Raw genomic sequence first — 19,420 nt, forward strand, 5'->3', positions numbered from 1 at the left:
TACCTCCCGCGCAGTTAATCAAAATATCACATGATCCTAAATGAGTATGAATCTCCTCTCTCGCTGCCATTAAGGCACGTTTGTCTCTCCTGTAATCCTAATGTTCCGGCAGTAGGCAAAGTGAGTGCGTCCCTTTTTGCCAAAGTATCTGATCATCTCTGGAAGATTATTGTCAGGATCTGCTCCTAATGAACCTGTACAAAACGTTAACCCGTGGTTGGAACTATCGACCAGGCTGAATAAACGTTCTAAATTTGCTTGGTTGGTGATAATGCGGGGCAAACCGAAAATGGACCATGGCGGGTCATCAGGGTGAATAGCCATTTTAACACCTACTTCATCAGCCGTGGCTATAATTTGTTTTAAGAAATATTGCAGGTGATGCCATAAGTCTTCTTCTGATACGCCTTGATATTGATCAATTAATACTTTTAACTCGTCTTTTCTGTAACTGACATCCCATCCCGGAAGTTCTAAATCCCCCACCAGCGGGTTCATCTTTTGTATGGTTTCATCCTCGTAAACCAGGGTGGTTAAACCATTAGGCATTTGGTACTCTAAATGGGAGCGTGTCCAGTCAAAGACAGGGCATAAAGTTGTAACAAACAACCTTAATTCCCGCTTTGGCCAGATTTCGCTATGTCGCTTGGTAGTTGGCAATATACTTATCTCTGGTGGGTAAACCAAGTTTAATATCACATGTACATTATTATTTTACTGATTTAACCGAACATTCCTTTAGGAGTGAATTCTAATTGCCTCTACTGTCAAGACTAAAAAATAATATAATTCATATTATTTTTAATAGTTAATCTATTTAGATCCCCTTGTTCCTCTTACCCGTTGGCTACTCCAAATTGAAATAATTGTTCGCACTCTGCAGAAAAATGGCCTGACCATTTTATTGCTTTAATATTATTAATTATTATTTAAATATTTACGGTATCTTGCATCTAAAAAGAAATTTAATATTTATTTAATTTTAGTTTATGACCCACTATTAGCTTAAAGCAAGACTATAAAATGTCTATTAAATGTCTCTAAATTGTCTATAAATCAGTGTTTTAGACAAGGAAACGGGGACCATGTTTCCCTTTTAATTTTTCCTCATCATGGTAAAACCCCTGAACGTTTTGATTCAAAAAAGAGGCTTTTTCAACCAAGATCCCATCCTTCAAAAACGAGGATGGGATCTATTGAATAACGTATTAAATTGAAAAATGGCAGCGCTTATTCCAGTTCCTTTGCTGTATTGGTTGAGAAGACTGCACAGCAAATCAAAGCGGACCGGCCGGTAATAATTGTTTTCATCGTATGTTCCATCAGAAAGTTTAACTTATCTTAACGGTCACTTCCTTATTTATTTCATGTGGTGACACATAGATTCCCATGGGCCGCTTCTCCCATCTGCCGTTATCCACCGCTTCTACTCCTGCGATGTTAACTAATAGTACATGCCATGGTTTGGTTGCTCCTTGCACAGCAATTTTTATCGTAGAACCTTCTCTCTTTGCTGTCACTTCAAGCTCTTTTTTGCCCTTGGTGTTATAAACCGTTGCAGAAGCAGTCTGACCATTTTGTAATTCATAAATTTGAAAAGTAATATGATCGGCATAGTCATAGTCTGCTGCAGACACACTGTTACCTATGGGCAAAATCGTGTTTTCACGAACAAACAGGGGCAAGCTCATATAATCATAGGTTTCCCTTAACCACCGCCCTCCGGCCATTTTTTTGCCAGACAGAAGATGAGTCCACGTTCCCTCAGGCAAGTAATAGGAAACTTCTCCGTCTTCACTAAAAATGGGGGCTGCCAAAATCGCATCACCCAGCATGTATTGACGGTCCAAATAGTCACATGCACGGTCATCCGGAAACTCTAACATCATGGGGCGCATCATGGGGATACCCCTTTCCGCCGCCTGGCAGGCCACCGCGTACAAATAAGGCATGAGCCGGTATTTCAGGTGAGTAAAGTACCTCATCACATCTACAGCCTCTTCATCAAACAGCCATGGCACCCTGTAGGAGGAGTTGCCATGCAGCCGGCTGTGACTCGAAAGTAAGCCAAATACCGTCCAGCGTTTGTACAAATCTGGCGTTGCCTTTTGTTCAAAGCCACCAATATCATGGCTCCAAAAGCCAAATCCAGTTAACGCCAAAGAAAGGCCACCGCGTAAACTTTCTGCCATTGATTCATATGTGGCCTCGCAATCCCCTCCCCAATGGACAGGAAACTTTTGGCTTCCGGCTGTAGCAGAACGGGCAAAGACAACCGCTTCCCCTTCACCTTTCTTCTCTTGCAAAACTTCGAAGACGACTTTGTTGTAAAGATAGGTATAATAGTTGTGCATTTTCTGTGGATCAGAGCCGTCATGGTAGACCACATCTACAGGGATTCTTTCCCCGAAATCCGTTTTAAAACAATCGACACCCATATCCACAAGTTTACGGAGTTTATCGGCATACCAGTTACAGGCATCGGGATTCGTAAAATCAACAATCCCCATCCCGGCTTGCCAGAGGTCCCACTGCCAGACATCCCCGTTTGGACGCTTCAACAGATAGCCTTTTTCCATGGCCTCGTCGAACAACTTTGACTTCTGGGCAATGTAGGGATTGATCCAAACACAAATCTTCATTCCTTTGTCTTTTAACCTTTTTAACATCGCTTCGGGTTCAGGAAAGGCCTCCTTATCCCATTCAAAATTACACCACTCGAACTCTTTCATCCAAAAACAATCAAAATGAAACACCTGAAGCGGAATATCGCGTTCCAGCATCCCATCGACAAAATGTGTCACCGTTTCTTCTTTATAATCAGTAGTAAAGGATGTTGTCAGCCATAGCCCAAACGACCAGGCTGGTGGCAACGCCGGCCTGCCGGTCAGCGCTGTGTACTTTTCCAAAACCTCTTTCGGCTCCTGGCCACCTATGATGAAATAATCCAGATATTCCCCCTGGACGCTAAACTGAACTTTGGACACATGTTCCGAACCAACTTCAAATGAAACACATTCCGGATGATTGACAAAGACGCCGTATCCCCTGTTTGTCAAATAAAAAGGGACGTTTTTGTATGCTTGTTCTGTGCTGGTACCCCCATCCTCATTCCAGATGTCAACTTGCTGGCCATTCTTGACAAAATGTGTGAAGCGTTCACCCAAGCCATACACACATTCACCTACGCTTAAGCTTAGTTGTTCTCTCATGAAAGTCTCTTTGTCATCGCTGACGATATATCCGAGGTGTCTATAACCGCTTCTGGTCAAAAGCTTATCGCGCCAGTAAAAATTCACAGACCATTTATCTTTCTTAGGGATTTTGAGCATTAAATCTCCGCTTTTTAAAGAAAGTACCTCCTCATCTTCAAGAATATCAACCGGTACCTCCTCAGGATTGATAAAACCCTCAGGTCTGCGCTTCCTTTCTCCTTTAAAATGGTATTGCTGCACACGAATTACACCAGGCATGGGAGAAGAATAACGAATTGTTAACATCGGAATATTTAGCGTATCCCCCCTATGCCGGACAGCTTTGCAGGGCGCATAAACGATTAAAGATTTGCTGTCTTTTTGCCAATCATGTAACGATTCAGGGTTGTGGATCGTATATCCTTCGCGAATCAGCCAATAACCGTTGGTAAATTTCATCAATACCAGCCTCCTGATCTGCGATTTCATATCATTTACTTTCAAAATACAATCTGGTTATTTAATCGCCCCTGCCGTCAATCCTTTGACAATTTGCTTTTGAAGTAAGATAAAGAGAATCAGTACCGGAAGCACGGTAATAGTCGCAAATGCCATGAGGCTGTTCCATTGAATGCCGTAACGCCCGATTGCATTGTAAATACTGGCGGTCAAGGGCCACAACGCCTGATCGCGGTTGAATGTTAAGCTGTAGATCAGATCACCCCATGAAAACAAAAAAGAGATAGCAGCACTGACAATAATACCTGGGAACGCGATAGGAAGTATAATTCTGACAAAAGAGAAAATACGGCTACACCCGTCGATTTGTGCCGCTTCCTCAAGCTCCTTGGGAATGCCCAGGAAATAAGTTCTGAGAACCAAAACTGAAAAGGGGATGCCTAATGTAGCCGTTGCTAATATGGGTCCTAGGTAGGAATTCAAAATCCCAAGTTTGCTAAATACGATAAACAGCGGTGTCAAAATCACGGTTGGAGGTAACATTTGGGTTACCAGAAAAAACAGAATAAAAAGTTTCATCCCGGAAACACGAAACCGTGCCAATCCATAAGCAGCCGGAACGGATAAAACTATGACGATGATCATTGAAAAAAATGAAATCAACAAACTGTTGAAAAGATTGCGGTATACTCCAGAGGAAAAAATGTCGGCATAACCCTTCCCATCTATATGATGAGGCCAATAAGTTGGTGGAAACTGAAAGATTTCACTCTGCGTTTTGATCGAAGTGATAAACATCCAATAAACCGGGAACAAAAACACTAGAACAATGAGTATGGCAACCAGGTTTAACGTCAACTGTTTGTGCCGTGACAAATCACATCACCTCATCCTTCTGGATCATCCATAGATAGATCAAACTAATGATTAACAAAATAAGAAATAAGATATTTGCCACAGCGGCACCAAGGCCAAAGTTAAAGTGGTCGAAGGATAACGTATATGCATAGGTAGAGAGCACTTCAGTTGAATTGACCGGTCCTCCGCCCGTCATGACATACACGAGATCAAACACTTTAAATGTATAAATAAAACCTAGAACCATGACCACCATAATGACCGGCCGTAATAAAGGAATTGTGATGTAAAAAAACTTTTGCAAGGCGTTCGCTCCGTCCAGACTAGCGCTTTCATACACATCTTCAGGCAATGAGCTCAAGCCGGTTGATAACAGAATCATGTTAAACGGAACACCAACCCAAATATTAGCTATAATAACGCCCCACAAGGCCATTTTCGGATTCGTCAGCCACTCGATCGGCTGTTGAATGATTCCTAGTGATAAAAAGATATGATTAACAACCCCTGTTTCGCCTCCCATCATGAATTTAAATAAAAGAGCTGTAATGGTCATCGGAATGAGCCAGCTCACCATCACAATGCCCCGGAGAAGAGAAGCCAAGCGGAATTTCAAATTAAAAAACAGTGCGAGTAAAAAACCGATCACAAATTGGAAAAACACGCTGGCCACCGTATAGATAAAGGTATTTTTCAGGGAAATTCTAAAAACTTCACTATTAATAACTTCCCTGTAGTTCCTCCAGCCAACAAAATGACTGTCCGCAGTCGCCAAATTCATGAGGTTGGAATCTTTAAAGCTCAGGATAATATTGTAGATCAATGGATAACCGATTAATAGCAACATATAAATAATGGCGGGAAGAATAAACAGATAGCCGATACGATTTCTTGTTCCGGACATATGAATATCTCCCTTATTACTATAAATATGTTGTGGGGAAGGGTCTTCCCATTGCGACAGGAAGACCGCTGTTGTTTGTTATTTGCCAATAATACTATCAATGATCACTGCTGCTTCATCGAAAGCCTCTTGTGGAGATTGGGATTCAGTCAAAACTTGCTGAATGGCCACTTGTATTGCCGAAGATATCTCCGGCCACTCAGGAGAAGGTCCACGTGGCACTGCAACATCCATAATTGGAATGAATTCACTCAGATATTGGTCTCCCTTCCAATATTCAGATGTTTCTAATACATCTTTTCTTGGAGGGAAAATATTAGTGCTTGAGGCAAAGGGCTCCAACTGTTTTGGATCTTGCAGCCATTTTAAAAATTCCCAAGCCTCGTCGACATTTTTTCCTTTAACAATGGTTAGGTTGCCACCTCCGAGTACGGAAGCGCTTTTGACATCCTTCGGGATCATAGCGATACCGAAATTCAAATCAGGAGCGTCTTCTTTAATACGTGTAATATTCCATGGCCCGTTTATCATCATCGCTACTCTTCCAGCTGCAAATTGCTTGGCTATATCATCCTGGGTTGCGTTGACAACATCTTTGCTCATAGAACCATCTTTCAAGAGATCCTCAAACAGTGTGATGGCTTTAACAGCCTCCGGTGAATTTATGTTCTGGTAGTCTCCTCCAGCAGAGATTAAGAAAGGATAAAACTGAAACGTTGATTCTTCCGATCTTACGGCAGAAATTGCAAAACCGTAATGTTCATTGTCCGTTAATTTCTTTGCAGTCTCCCTTAATTCTTCCCAAGTTGCAGGAGGTTCTTCAATACCTGCTTTTTCAAACATATCCTTGTTGTAAAACAAAGCGAGAGTGTTACTCTCATAGGGCAGGCCATAATAGCGGCCATTATATTTTGTCGAATTCAGAGGCCCTTCATAATAATTTTCTGCTTGTCCCCATTCTTGAATGCGATCGGTTAAATCCTCAAGAACTCCTATGGCTGCAAAAGAAGCGTTATCGACACCATCCATAAAGACAATATCGGGCAACGTTTCTCCAGCAACCCCAATGGAAAGCTGCTTCTTCGTTTCATCAAAAGGCACATATTCCATAACAACTTTCACTTTATCCTGAAGTTTGTTGTACTCTTCTGCCAGTTTTTCAAACTCTGTTTGCTGTTTTCCTGTAAAGTAATGCCACACCTTAATTTCCGTGCTGTCTCCATTGCTGGTTTCGCCAGAGGATGAGTCGGTGTCCTGTCCACATGCCGTTAACAACAACAATAAAATTAACGCTAAGCCAAATATTTTCCCTATTTTCAAGTTCAACACCCCGACTATTTAGTATACTTTTTGATTCGAAACCCTACCAGCATATTGAAGTAAAAAATAGATTCAAGATGAAGAAAATGTCATCGTTTTCATTTCATTTTTAACCTTTCTTTATTTACACCTCCCTACACCTATTTAGTTAGTTTATTGGATGAATTAAGTATAACTGCATTTAGATTGAATTGTCAATAAATTAATTAGAAAACACTTTAGTATTTTGCTGCTAATATGTTATTATGTTTATTGGATAAACAAATTTAATTGAATACTAGCACCATTCTCAAAAAATCTTCTTGCATAAGGCAGGATTCTATAAAAGAGAATAGATTCCCTTTTTACATATCATCAATAACAAGGAGAATAGCTCATGAAAACTGGAGATCAAAATTTAGTCAAAAAAATCAACAAGTGCATCGTTTTGCACACCATTCAAACCAAAAGTCCCATCTCACGATCACAAATTTCCCAAGCAACTGGTTTGAATAAAGCGACTGTCTCCTCTCTAGTCACTGAATTAATCAAAGAACATTTGGTACATGAAATAGGCACCGGACAATCTTACGGTGGCCGCAAACCCGTTATGTTATATTTTAATCAAAATGCCGGATACTCGATCGGCATCGATTTAGGAGTAAATTACATTCTTGGCGTATTAACCGACTTGAAAGGTCATATCATTGAAAAGATTTTTGTGTCATTGAACAAGCAAGATTATCCTTATGTCATTAATGAGGTTATAAAAATTATCCATAAATTATTCAGACAGACACCAAAGAGTCCATATGGCATTATCGGAATTGGGATTGGCGTTCCTGGGATTGTAAACAGAGAAGGAACGATCTTGTTTGCGCCTAACTTAAATTGGAGAAATATAAATATTAAAGAGGAGATTAAGAAAGAATTTGATTTGCCGGTCATTGTTGAAAACGATGCCAATTCGGGTGCACACGGAGAACATATATACGGGGCCGGAAAAAATATATCCAATCTTGTGTATGTAAACATTGGAATCGGCATTGGAACAGGCATTATTATTGACAACAAGTTATTTAAAGGTGCAACCGGCATTTCTGGAGAGATGGGGCATCAAACTATTGATTTAAAAGGAATGAAATGCCGATGTGGAAATAAAGGTTGCTGGGAATTATATGCCTCTGAAAGTGCCTTGCGTAAGCTTGCAAAACAAATACCCGTTTTTCGGAATGCTGAAAACATCGGCATTGAGGATCTCATTGAGAAAGCTAACCAAGGTAACAGAGATGTGATTAGTTTGTTTGACAGATTAGGAGAATATATTGGCATTGGATTAATTAATGTTATCAATACCTTTAACCCACATTTGGTCATCATCGGTAACCGCTTCTCTCTACTAAAGAACTGGATTTTGAACCCTATTAACCGGGTGTTAGAACAAAGATTGCCGCCATTCCAGCGTGAAGCCTGCTCTGTTACATTTTCCGAACTTGGCATTTATTCCTGTGCCTTGGGCTCAGCCGCTTTTGCCGTTTCCAGTTTCTTCGACAAAGAAAAAGTCATTGTGGAATAAGGACGCTTGAACGAAGCTGTTAAATTAATTAAAAATGGGCCAGGTTAAAGCAAACGGCTCCAACCCGTGCCCTTTTTCCTGAGGTTGATTCATGTACCTTTACCCCTTACCGTCAACTTCTCAAGGTTGATTTGCCAGAAATCTCATTACCTCCAGCACATATTCTTGATTTTGATAAGTAAAGGGTAGTATGGCCAGCCAACTTTCCCAAGTTTCAATTTTTGCCGTTTTGAACCAATGGTGTTCCCCATCAATAGGCAGAGCCAACAATTCAGCTGCTCCTGTTTCTGCGTTAAAACGTACATAATCACCTAAATGCTGGGGTATGTCACTATTGGGGAATAACTCATTCAAGGGAGCTACCCCCAGCTCGTCAAGCAACGGATGCCAGAATTCATAGGGTACGAGGTAAACATCTGCTTCTGCAGCCACCATATGGGTGGTCACTAATGCCTCGGCAAATGGAAACACCTTCACTTGAACGGGGACAGCTTCAATTTGTGCTGCTAATACCTTTGTTAATGGTTCTTCCCAATCGGCGACGATTTCGGAATAGATATAAATGTGAACCTGCTCCCTTTCCTTGTGCACAAGCCCAGTACATGAGGCCAGCAACAACACGGCTAGTAGTATCAGCACGAATTTAAAGAATGCTATTCTCCCTATCATCATCAGCCAGTATGTTACTCCTTTCCTGGCGTATGGTGGCTATCATTGGGCCCGTCGTGACCTCCAGGAAACCAAATTTTGTACCGGCCGCTTAAGGCTAACAGGCTGAACATATACAAACAATTGTCATAATAGCGCCTGTTTCCTGTTCTAAGCGGTGTGTTCCAAAACAGGTCAACCATCTTCCTGGCATGGGGCTCGTCAGCGGCAAGGGAGGCCATGGCATTGGTGGCCAGCAAGCCGACCGGGTGCAACGCCTTTTCTTCAAAAGGCTCGCCTGCGATGGTGTACCGGCGGTAATCTTCTGGGTCCTTATCTGCAAAGAATGCCTGAATCTTATTGGCAATCTCCACCTGCTGAGGATCTTTGCCAAACCAGGCATAATCCAGGCCGATATTGGCTGCCACTCGGTACGAATCACTGAAGAAATGTCCGTATCCCCGCTCGTTGTTCGGTGTGCCGTCATAAAAGGCATACTCGGGGGCCAAGCCTGTTTCAGGATGGCAAGCCAAATGGAGGTATTGGCGGCTCGCTTCAGCCGCTTCCTTCCAAAACGGCCGGTCTTCCTCATTGGCCCATAAGGCAAACAATTCATAGAAATGGGGCAAGTGGTAAGAGGGATCGGTAAACTCACATTCCGGTATAAACTTAATCAATTTGTTCTCCCGGTTCCACATGGGGTAGCCCCGCCCATTTTCCCCCTGGTGCAAGCAGGTGTGAAGCAATGTCCTGGCCTGGCGGCTGTAGTCATACGGCTCCGGCCCGTCCCCCCAGCGGTGCGAGGCAAAAAAGAGGGCCATGGCAAAATACTCTTCACCATCTGGGGCAGGGCCATAGGCACGTTTGCTTCCGTCAGGATTGCATGACCAGGCAAAATAACCGGCGTGTTCTCCCTCGTTTAAATACATATAGGTTTTGGCCCAATTCCACAATCGGTTGAACACGTCTTGGCGATCCATTTGGACAGCCATCATCATGCCATAGGACATGCCTTCTGTCCTGACATCCAAATTGCCCGTATCCAGTATATAGGCAAGATCAGCACCGGTTTCATAATAGATTTTTGTCTCATCATCACCATATAGCAGCGCCTGCCAGGTTTCTTCCAGTTTTGTTTCAATCTCGCTCTCCGGGTAGCCATATGCCTTAAAAAGATTGGGATAAACACCCGTATAAAAGGCTCCTTTCCCCATGGTCACAGCCTCTCCCTTCATCATTTCCGTTCAAAAAACAAATGCTAAAAGTCAGTTGTGCTCAGAAATAATCAAACGGTCATCCAATCCGGCGTAGGTGGGTGTTTCATCTTTGACAGGCATCACTTCAATGAAGGTGACCTCATTCTTCGTCAGCGTAAAGGATAGGAGCAGCCAGCCTTGCAGACCCTCCCTTTTCTCCGTGCGCAGCAGAGGAATGGCCGCCTCCTTGAGCGTGTCCACTTGCGCCGGCTTGGGAAAACGGGGCCGTCCCATCTGTTGCCACACCCGCCAGGGATTGGCGTGTTGTTCATCTACCGTTTGACGCTTAATAAACACCTCCTTAGCATCGATGGCTAGTTTCAGATTGATTTGTTGCTCAAACCCGTCCCCTTCCTCCATCACCACATTCCAGGCAACCAAAGCGATGGACCCATCGTCTCTCTTGGTCACAATCAGCCGGTCATCCCGGTATAAGCATGTTTCACCCAGTTGGTTAAAGAATGAAAATAAATGAAAGGTGGGTTTGGGAATGCCATGTAAAGCCACCAGACCAAATCCGCCATGGAAGATGGCTTTAGGGATGTCTGCCTCCTCGAAAACATCGCTAAATGTCCAGTAGGAAAACAAATCGACGCTATCCCCTGCTTCACTCAGAATACGGGCCAGGTAAACCGCATTAAGGGGAGTGTCATGCACGGGATTGACCGGACTGTAGGAAGTGTTGTACTCCGTGATATAAAAAGGCAAATCAGGAAATGGTGACTGATTGATCAGTTCACGCACAGACCTGAATTGATGAAGCATGTCTTCCGGTTGTTCCAGCTTTTGATAATAATACTCAAAAGTTGTCTTATGGGGTTTGGCTGATGTGTAGGCATGCCTGCTGACAAAATCAACGGGCACGTTTTCCCGCTCACAAAAGTGAAGGAAGTCCGTAATCCAATGATCCGATCCTCCACATATGGCTGGACCGCCCACTTTCAGTTCCGGATGCACCGCTTTGATCGCTTCAGCTGTCACTTGATACAATTTGAAATATTCCGCTCGGTCCGCATTCTTCCAGAAATTTACAAGATTCGGTTCGTTCCAGATCTCAAACGGCCATTGTTTCACTTCTTCCAAACCATAACGTTCAATAAAATGACGGACTGTGACTTTAATTAGCGTTTCCCATTGCTTATAATCTTTCGGGGGCGTGACGTTACCTTCCCAATAGAAAATGGTTTGCGTTCCTGAAGCCAATGCTTTGGGCATAAAGCCGATTTCCACAAGGGGCCGGATGTTGTGGGCCAGAAAAGCATCGAATATGCGGTCAATATAGGTAAAGTTGTAAAAAGGCTGCTTCTTTCCTTCTATCTCCACTTCCCGGTAAATGCCCACATCATCATGCAACAAGCCATGGCCTCTGATGTAGGCAAAACCGATTTTTTCCTGCACCAGCTTCAAGTGATCCAAATACTCTTTTTGCAACGCTAACCCCAATCTCCCAGTGCCTACACACAGCTTAAACTTTTTTTCAAACTTTGTTGTTTTTTCTCCACTGATGACAATCTGACTCATCTCATTGCCACCCTTTGTTCAGATTTTTTTAAAAGCAAGGTCCATCAAGCTTCACTCTACCTCATCATGGATGATCCTGGGCCTGTTGCTGCTCAACCTTTTGGAAAGCATGTGCGGCAACTTTCATGATCCACACGGCTGGGACACTCATACTAAATACCACAAGGAGACCTGGCAGCCAGGTGAAAATGACAATGAAAACAAGGAGACCTGCAACCATCAGCAGCGTATGGAGCGGAAAGGCCAGGCTGACGGCCATTGCAGAGCGTACATACTGCCAAATTTTTAACTGGTAATGGACCAGAACCGGAAACAGATAGAACAAGGAGACAGCGCTAAGCATCAACATGAACAAAGACACGATCCACAGGAAATGGGTCATTAAAGTGGACTGGGTATTGTAGTACTGAATGTTGTTATAAAGCAAAACAATAAACAACCCGTAACCCCAGCCCAGCACATTTGCCTTCATAAATTCCCGTTTATAAGCCAGCCAAAATGTACGCCAGACCGCAAAGTCTTGTTGCCCCAGTATCCATTTGCGTATGACGCTGAAAAGAGCAGCCGTAGCCGGGGCAAAGCCCAGTACACATATGCCAAGAAGTGTGAACAGGATCCATAAGGTGTTAACATATACCAATCTGGTAATCCACAAGCAGGCCACATAAAAGACACCAGTGAGGCTGTTTCTTTCCAAAGCCCTCACGTCCGGATTCATTCTTTCACCCCTCCCAGCGTCATCCCTTTAACAAAATACTTTTGCAGGAAAGGATACACCAATATGATCGGCACACTCACAATAATGGTCATTGTTGCCCGGATGGACATGGGGGTGACCACATTGCCGCCTTGCGCTTCGCTGCCGGCAAAGGCATCCACTGCACTGCGTTGAGCCAATGCTGCATTAGTATTCTGTAAAATTTTCATCAATTCGTACTGTAAGGTCGTTAAGTGGGGATGGGAAGAGTTATACAGGAACACATCAAACCAGCTGTTCCATTGCCACACGGCCACGAACAAGGAAACTGTGGCCAATACAGGCAAGCTGAGCGGCATCACAATGCGTAAAAAGATCGTAAACTCGCCAGCCCCATCGATCCTGGCCGACTCGATAAAACTGTTTGGCAAACCATCAATGAAGGAGCGGATCACAATCAGGTTAAAAACACCAATGATATTGGGAATAATATACACCCAAAAACTGCCGATTAAACCCAATTCCCTGATTAATAAATAGGTGGGGATCAAACCGCCGTGAAAATACATGGTCAAGACAAAGAGAATCGTGGCAGGCTTGCGCAGCACAAACTCCTGCCGGCTTAAGGTGTAAGCCACCATCGCCGTACAGAATACAGAAATGACCGTACCTATCAGGGTGCGGGCAACTGATATAAATAAAGCCTGCAAAATGTGCGCTTCTCCCAGGACATGCTGGTAGTTTTGCAAAGTAAATTCCCGGGGCCACAAGTAAATGCCTCCTCTGATGGAGTCAGTCGCATCATTAAGGGAAATCGCCAACTGGTTCAACATGGGGTATAGCATGACTATGATCAACAAAATCATAAACAGATAGTTGCATGTGTCAAAGATGATATCCTCAGTGGTCAGCTTCCTTTTAGAAATCTTTTTCTTTAAGCGGAATGGCAGTGCTTTTGTTTTAATCATGCTGCTCCTCCTCAAAACAGTCTTGCTTGTCCCAGCCGTTTAGCCATATGATTCGCTGCAAAGAGGAATATGAAGCTGATAACCGTTTTAAATATTCCCGCTGCAGTGGCTAATGAAAAGTTCCCCATCGATATCCCATATCGTAAGACAAATATATCCAGGTTTTCTGAATAGTGAATGTTCATCGGATTACCCAACAAATACTGAGGCTCAAAGCCTGACTCCAAAATATAACCCATGTTCATGATCAGCAAAATGACAATGACAGGTTTCATGCCAGGCAAGGTGATATACCATATGCGCTGCAACCTTCCCGCTCCATCTATCTCTGCCGCTTCATACAGCTGCGGATTGATCATGGCGATGGCGGCCAAATAGATAATGGCATTCCAACCTACATTTTTCCATACCTCGGCAGCCCCAATAATGCCCCAAAAATAATGACCGACACCCAGCCACAGAATGGGCTCCTGGATAATCCCCAATTTTAATAAAACAGTGTTAATGATCCCATACTCAAGGGACAATGCGTGAGAAACGATGCTTGCTGCCACAACCCAGGATAAAAAATGGGGCATGTAACTGATGGTCTGGGCCACACGTTTAAAGGGCATATTGCGGATTTCATTAAACAGAATGGCCAAGCTGATGGCCGTGACAAAACCCAGGACCATATTGATAATACTCATGGCCAGCGTGTTTCTTAGCACACGGTAAAATTCAGGAGCGGTAAACAGAAATTTAAAATGCTCCCACCCCACCCACTCCTGCTCGAAAATGCCACGGGCCGGCTTGAAGTCCTGAAAGGCAATGACCCATCCCCAGATGGGCAAGTATTTGAAAATAATCAGCCATATGATGAAGGGCACGCACATCAGCAGCAACGTTTTTTGCTGTTTCAATTGATAGAGGAATTCCTTGATTCCAGTACGTTTTCGCTTGGAAATTGGCTGTTTGTTGACGTTGCGTTCAATCGTTGGCATTTCTATTCTCATCAGGCTGGGGAACCCCCTTTATCCATGCTGTTTAATGTTCACAGGGTGATCAAAAAGAGAGGAGACCGAACAACCTGACTGCTCGGATTTCGGTCTCCTTCTATTCATACCAAATCTCAGACCCGCTTAACGGCTTTGAAGCAGGACTCTTTCTTTAACCCCTTCTATTATGGTTTGTTCATAGGCCTCAACATCTAGTTTTCTATATTCAGTCACGAATTCATCCCACAATGAATCAAATTGATCTGGGGAGGCCAACACGAGTTGCGGGAAATACTGACGCTGCAAATCTTCGCTCCGTTGTTGGAAAATTTGAGCCGGTGAACCCTGTTCAATGTTAACGCTCCAGGCAGGGAACCACGGTCGCTCATCAGGAGCAGAGAACAAGTCAGCATAAACTTCCAATCCGTAAGCATCCAAAAACTCCAAGTCTATCTCTGTATAAGACATGCGGGCGACCTCCGGCTGGCGTCTCGGCTCCCAGGCATTGCCGTCAGGGAAGGTGCCATTGCCCCGGGGCCAGTGCCATTCAAAGTAAGCAAAGCCAAACTCTTCACGGAACGTTTGATCAGTCGTCAGTTGAATTTGTTCAGGCGTCCGGTAGTATCTTCCGTTGTCATCCACTTCATATGTTTCGCCTTCAATCCCCCACATGATCAACTTCTGATTCTCAATTTTGGCCATATTGTCAATGTACTTGATAATCCTGACCGGATCCTCAGCACTGACGGTAATGCCAATACCACGGTTCGTGACGAACCCAGGGGGGTCAAGATATTGGTCTTTAATTTCTTCATCAAATACGATCGGCAGGGGCACATATTGTCTGTATTCCCTGTCTAAACCGGCGCTTTCAATGGCGTTGAAAGCTTGGCCCACTTGCCAGCCATAGTCAAAGAAACCGAGCACCCGGCCGGAGCTTAGTTTGGCCAAATACTCGTCATAGTTGGCGACAAAGGCCTCTTGGTCAAACAAGCCCAGCTGGTTCATCTCATTCAACTTTTTGAGCCAGCGTTTGGTGATTTCTTTGTCCGCGTAAACCTCGGCTTCATAGGTGTCCATGTCTACAATGACACCGCCATCATTGGGGTATCCCGCCAAATGATTGGGCTGATTGGTAAAGGCAAAGAAACGCCAGTCGTATGTTAATGCGGTAAAGCCGACCGTTTTGCTGCCGTTGATTTCAGGATATTTTTCTGCATAACGAATGATCAGATCAAAATATTCGTCTAAAGTTTTCACTTCAGGATAGCCAAATTCCCTTAACACATCCTGCTGGATCCAAAAGGCGCCCTGGTCAATATCGGGATTGGGCATATAATCGTGGGTGGCACCAAACGGAATCCAGTAAATGTTGCCGTCGGGCTGCTTCATCATTTCCAAATAGGGTTCATATAATTGCTTCAGATTAGGCGCATGTTCTTCAATCAAATCATTTAATGGTATGAAGGCACCGGCATCCAATAGCTGGTCAATGGCGGCATCAGGGACAATCACATCAGGATATTCTCCGCTGGCAATCATGACACCGATCTTGGTATTGATATCCCCAACGAGATATTCCATTTTCCAGTTTACACCTGTTTGTTCTTCAAAAATTTGCCCGATTCTTGTTTGGTTGGCTTCAATGTCTTTTAAGGAGGTGCCGGCATTAAAATAGGTAAAGGTGACCGGTTCCAAGGATTCTTCGGTTTGTTCCGAATCCTTGTTGTCCTCACTTGGTTCCTGGCTTGCTTCTTCACTTGGCGAGCAGGCTGCCATGGCCGTCATCAGCAGCAAAGCCAGGACCAGAATCAAAATTTTCTTGATTCTCATCCATTTTTGACCCCTTTCTCCTGATTTTTTTATTCAATTGTATTTTCATTATAAGAGGTCACCTCACCGGTTGTTGACCATGCAAACTTTAGCATTTACTGAGAAAACTTTATATCCCCTCTTCTTATCCTCTGGCTGGAATGGACAGATGGACTGCAGTCCCTTGTCCAACCTGACTGTGGATGTCTAGATTAAACTGCTGTCCATAGTGCATGTTTAAGCGCATAAAGACATTCTTAATGCCCACACTCTCACCCATCTCTTCATCCGCCATTAACGACTGCTTGATTTGATTCAGCTTATCCGGTGCGATGCCTACCCCATTATCTTCAATACCTACCTGCAACCACCCGGACACCACTTGGACTTTGATCCAGATGGTCCCTCCTTGTTTGGACGGTTTAATGCCGTGCAAGCAAGCATTTTCCACAAAGGGCAATAAGATCATGTTAGGTATCAAGCAAGGATAAGCGGAGGGATGAACGTCAACTTCATAATTTAATTGCTGTTCAAAACGGTATTGCTGGATTTCCAGAAAGGAAAGGATGAGGTCCATCTCTTCCTGCAAGGTGACCCAATCTCTTCCCCAGATGAACGATTTCTTTAAAATTCTAGCCAGATTGGCTATCATCTCGGCTGTTTCCGCTTCATCCTTAATCATGCTTCTCATGCGGATCGTTTCCAAGGCGTTAAAGATAAAGTGAGGATTGATCTGGCTTTGCAAGGCATTCAATTGGGCTTGCTTTTTTTTCAGTTCCAGATCCTTTTTCTGTATGCTGGCCACATACACCTCATTGATCAGTTTGTTAATTTGCCGGGTCATGCGGTTAAACTCCCGCGTAATCTCGCCAATTTCATCCCTGTATTCCTCATGCCGGTCGATGGTGTCAAATTGTTGATTTTTTACTTTCCTTATATACTGGACAATAAGGGCCAGGCGCGCATGCAGGGACCGGCTGATTAGAACAATGATGAAGGTCGGAATCAGCAGATTGGCAGCAGCCATGTAAAAAATGAAACGTCCGCTTTTTCTCACTTCATCCAACAACACCGCTTCTTGAATAACCCCAACGATTTTCCAATTCTGAAAATAATTTCTGTTATTTAATGACTCGGTTAAAACAATCATATCTGGTGAAAGTTGCCGGGATGAAAATATGATCTCTCCGCTGTGCCAATCAACGCCAGGATCGGTACTGTACTGAATTCTTCCACTGTCATCCAAGAGGTAAATGTAGCCGGGAAAAGTGACATTTGAAAAAATATGTCTTATGGTGTCCATGTTGAGGTCTATTTTGAGAATTTTCTCCCATTTGTCATAAGCTTTGTAATAATTAAGGAGACGGATGACGCTGAAGGTATCTCCACCATCATAAGGGGTGCGTATAAAGAGGGGAATTGAATAACGGGACCGGTTAAGTTCTTGATACCAATCACTTTGCTTGACCTCGTCCGTAAGGTTGTTAACCCCGCCTGAATAGGACAGCGTTGGATTATCGGAATAAAGGGTAATGGCGTATACAGAGTGATAGATTGGCCCGTATTTGTTTAAGAGTCCTCGCAGATATTGATCGTAGACAGCGATATAATCGGCCAACCGGGCATATTCCCGATCCAGGTAGTCATACAGCCGGACATCGGTATACAGGACAGTTGTACTTCCGACTGCTTCATCTACCACCTGGCTAAAATCACTTTGAATTTGCTTAAATGTTAAGGTCACATCTTCCATTTTTTGTTCATAGACCCGTTTCGTAATCACTTGATAAAAAAATAAATTAGTCAACAAAATGGGAATAAACACAGCACAAAGGTAGAGAATCAAAAATTTATTTCTCAATTTCAAATTGTGAAAGCTTAACCGCTTCATGGTATCGCCTACTTTGCTGTCTGCACCCGTTTTGACCTGCCGAGCAGGCGGTTCCGGTAAGCCGTTGGGGTCATTCCTTCCCGCTCCTCAAATTTGGTTACAAAATAATCTACACTTTTAAACCCCACTTTTTCAGCAATTTCGTAGACACGCAAATCTGACTGACGCAACAATCTTTTCGCCTCATTAATGCGAATCTGTAACAAATATTCCTTAAAGTAAACGTCGTATGTCTTCTTAAATAATTGGCCAAGGTAAATGGGATTGAGATAGAACTTATTGGCAATATGCTTTAAACTGATATGCTGATGGTAATTTAAGTCAATATATCTTTTGATTTTTTCAATCTCTCCCCGATGCTTGTTCTGGCGCAATTGATCGATCACCTGCACCGCTTCCTGGACAAAGACCAGGAACAACCGGCGCAGTTCTGTTAACGTGACCTGGCAATCAAGGGACCGCATCAACTGGGATAAAGTTTTCATATTCTGTTCATCCCCGTCCATCGAACGGATGACATTTAACACCCTTTGAATACTGCGCCATAATGATACCCGGACGGCTTCAGGGGCCAGTCGTTGTACTTGAAATTCCCGAAACATCCTGGTAATCGTTTGCTGAGCTTCCTCAAGTCTGTTTTCCTCAATTTGTTCTAACAAGATGGTGTCCCATGAAGTGTCCAACTCTCCATCATTTGATGCATCATGCCGGACATCCTGGAGAAGATCCAACCATTGCTGATGGGTGAGGCAGGTATTCTTTTCTTGCTCCAAGATCTTTGACAGTCTTTCCAAAGCTTGTGTTAATTCTCCTTGTTCAATGGGTTTGAGGAGAAAGTCGTGGACGCCAAAACGGACGGCTTGCTGGGCATATTTAAACTCTCCGTACCCGCTAATGATGATGAATTTGCATGGGTAAACCTGTGACTCTTTTATTCTTTTGATTAAGTTGATGCCATCCATAACGGGCATACAAATATCCGTAATGACCACATCCGGATTTGTGTCCTGTATCATTTGCCAGGCCTGTTCGCCATCTTCCGCCTCGCCACTGATTTTAAAATCATAAGTTTCCCAGTTAATCATCTTTTTCAGGCCCTGTCTAATATAAAATTCATCATCCACCAAGACCACTGTGTGCATGCCTGATCCCCCTTTCACGCCTCTCCTCTTAAGCAAGCGTTTTCATTTTTCAAGACAACCTGTTTTTAGAGCAGATTTTTTGCACTGACAAAGATCACGGTCTTGAGTTCACTATGAAACCGTTCACATGTCGCATGATCATGATATGCGAAGGACCAGATAAAATAGCTGTGAATAGGTGTTGTTACAAATCTTATAAAGCCTCGCACATCGGTCAT

At 43.5% G+C, this 19,420-nt stretch carries 14 protein-coding genes and 1 pseudogene; 1 reads left to right on the forward strand and 14 read right to left on the reverse strand.

Translation table 11 applies throughout. From position 1 onward, the window contains the following. Positions 1 to 84: 84 nt before the first annotated feature. The 5 genes and pseudogenes from J2S00_RS06710 to J2S00_RS06730 form a co-directional block, all read right to left on the reverse strand. A pseudogene (locus tag J2S00_RS06710) lies at positions 85 to 697 on the reverse strand (mannonate dehydratase); the annotation flags it as partial. Positions 698 to 1,331: 634 nt separating this feature from the next. Further along, complete coding sequence (yicI, locus tag J2S00_RS06715; protein WP_307337166.1) at positions 1,332 to 3,653, reverse strand: alpha-xylosidase; 2,322 nt, start codon at positions 3,651 to 3,653, stop codon at positions 1,332 to 1,334. 57 nt (positions 3,654 to 3,710) lie between these two features. Next, entirely contained in the window at positions 3,711 to 4,529 is an 819-nt protein-coding gene (locus J2S00_RS06720; RefSeq protein ID WP_307337169.1) for a carbohydrate ABC transporter permease, read from the reverse strand. 1 nt (position 4,530) lies between these two features. Then, positions 4,531 to 5,415: a carbohydrate ABC transporter permease gene (locus tag J2S00_RS06725; RefSeq protein WP_307337172.1), complete on the reverse strand. Its 885-nt coding sequence runs from the start codon at positions 5,413 to 5,415 to the stop codon at positions 4,531 to 4,533. A gap of 78 nt (positions 5,416 to 5,493) precedes the next feature. After that, positions 5,494 to 6,744 carry an ABC transporter substrate-binding protein gene (locus tag J2S00_RS06730; protein WP_370875842.1) on the reverse strand — a complete coding sequence of 417 codons (1,251 nt, stop codon included), beginning with the start codon at positions 6,742 to 6,744 and terminating at the stop codon, positions 5,494 to 5,496. 367 nt (positions 6,745 to 7,111) lie between these two features. Between J2S00_RS06730 and J2S00_RS06735 the strand changes: the two genes are divergently transcribed. Further along, positions 7,112 to 8,290, forward strand: coding sequence for an ROK family transcriptional regulator (locus J2S00_RS06735; protein WP_307337176.1), 1,179 nt, complete (start codon positions 7,112 to 7,114; stop codon positions 8,288 to 8,290). 120 nt (positions 8,291 to 8,410) lie between these two features. On the opposite strand, the gene J2S00_RS06740 is transcribed toward J2S00_RS06735, so the two are convergent. From J2S00_RS06740 to J2S00_RS06780, 9 genes are all read right to left on the reverse strand, one after another. Further along, positions 8,411 to 8,929 (reverse strand): hypothetical protein, encoded by a 519-nt coding sequence (locus tag J2S00_RS06740; protein ID WP_307337178.1) that lies wholly within the window; start codon positions 8,927 to 8,929, stop codon positions 8,411 to 8,413. 44 nt (positions 8,930 to 8,973) lie between these two features. After that, complete coding sequence (locus tag J2S00_RS06745) at positions 8,974 to 10,152, reverse strand: family 8 glycosyl hydrolase (protein ID WP_307337181.1); 1,179 nt, start codon at positions 10,150 to 10,152, stop codon at positions 8,974 to 8,976. Between the two features lie 51 nt (positions 10,153 to 10,203). After that, the gene (locus J2S00_RS06750; RefSeq protein WP_307337184.1) at positions 10,204 to 11,715 is read right to left on the reverse strand and encodes a GH39 family glycosyl hydrolase; all 1,512 of its coding nucleotides are present in this window, start codon (positions 11,713 to 11,715) and stop codon (positions 10,204 to 10,206) included. A 64-nt stretch (positions 11,716 to 11,779) separates the two neighbouring features. Then, positions 11,780 to 12,433, reverse strand: a complete 654-nt coding sequence (locus tag J2S00_RS06755) for a YesL family protein (RefSeq protein WP_307337187.1) — start codon at positions 12,431 to 12,433, stop codon at positions 11,780 to 11,782. After that, on the reverse strand, positions 12,430 to 13,380 hold the full coding sequence (locus J2S00_RS06760) for a carbohydrate ABC transporter permease (RefSeq protein ID WP_370875843.1): 951 nt from the start codon (positions 13,378 to 13,380) through the stop codon (positions 12,430 to 12,432). Before J2S00_RS06760 ends, J2S00_RS06755 begins: the two co-directional genes overlap by 4 nt. An 11-nt stretch (positions 13,381 to 13,391) precedes the next feature. Then, a complete protein-coding gene (locus tag J2S00_RS06765) occupies positions 13,392 to 14,375 on the reverse strand; it encodes an ABC transporter permease (protein WP_307337190.1) in 984 nt (327 codons plus the stop codon). Between the two features lie 126 nt (positions 14,376 to 14,501). Further along, a complete protein-coding gene (locus J2S00_RS06770) occupies positions 14,502 to 16,190 on the reverse strand; it encodes an ABC transporter substrate-binding protein (RefSeq protein ID WP_307337191.1) in 1,689 nt (562 codons plus the stop codon). 124 nt (positions 16,191 to 16,314) lie between these two features. Beyond that, positions 16,315 to 18,060 carry a cache domain-containing sensor histidine kinase gene (locus tag J2S00_RS06775; protein WP_307337194.1) on the reverse strand — a complete coding sequence of 582 codons (1,746 nt, stop codon included), beginning with the start codon at positions 18,058 to 18,060 and terminating at the stop codon, positions 16,315 to 16,317. A gap of 8 nt (positions 18,061 to 18,068) precedes the next feature. Continuing rightward, positions 18,069 to 19,202, reverse strand: a complete 1,134-nt coding sequence (locus J2S00_RS06780) for a response regulator transcription factor (protein WP_307337196.1) — start codon at positions 19,200 to 19,202, stop codon at positions 18,069 to 18,071. Between the last annotated feature and the right edge of the window lie 218 nt (positions 19,203 to 19,420).

It is taken from the genome of Caldalkalibacillus uzonensis, from assembly GCF_030814135.1.
Lineage (GTDB): Bacteria > Bacillota > Bacilli > Caldalkalibacillales > Caldalkalibacillaceae > Caldalkalibacillus > Caldalkalibacillus uzonensis.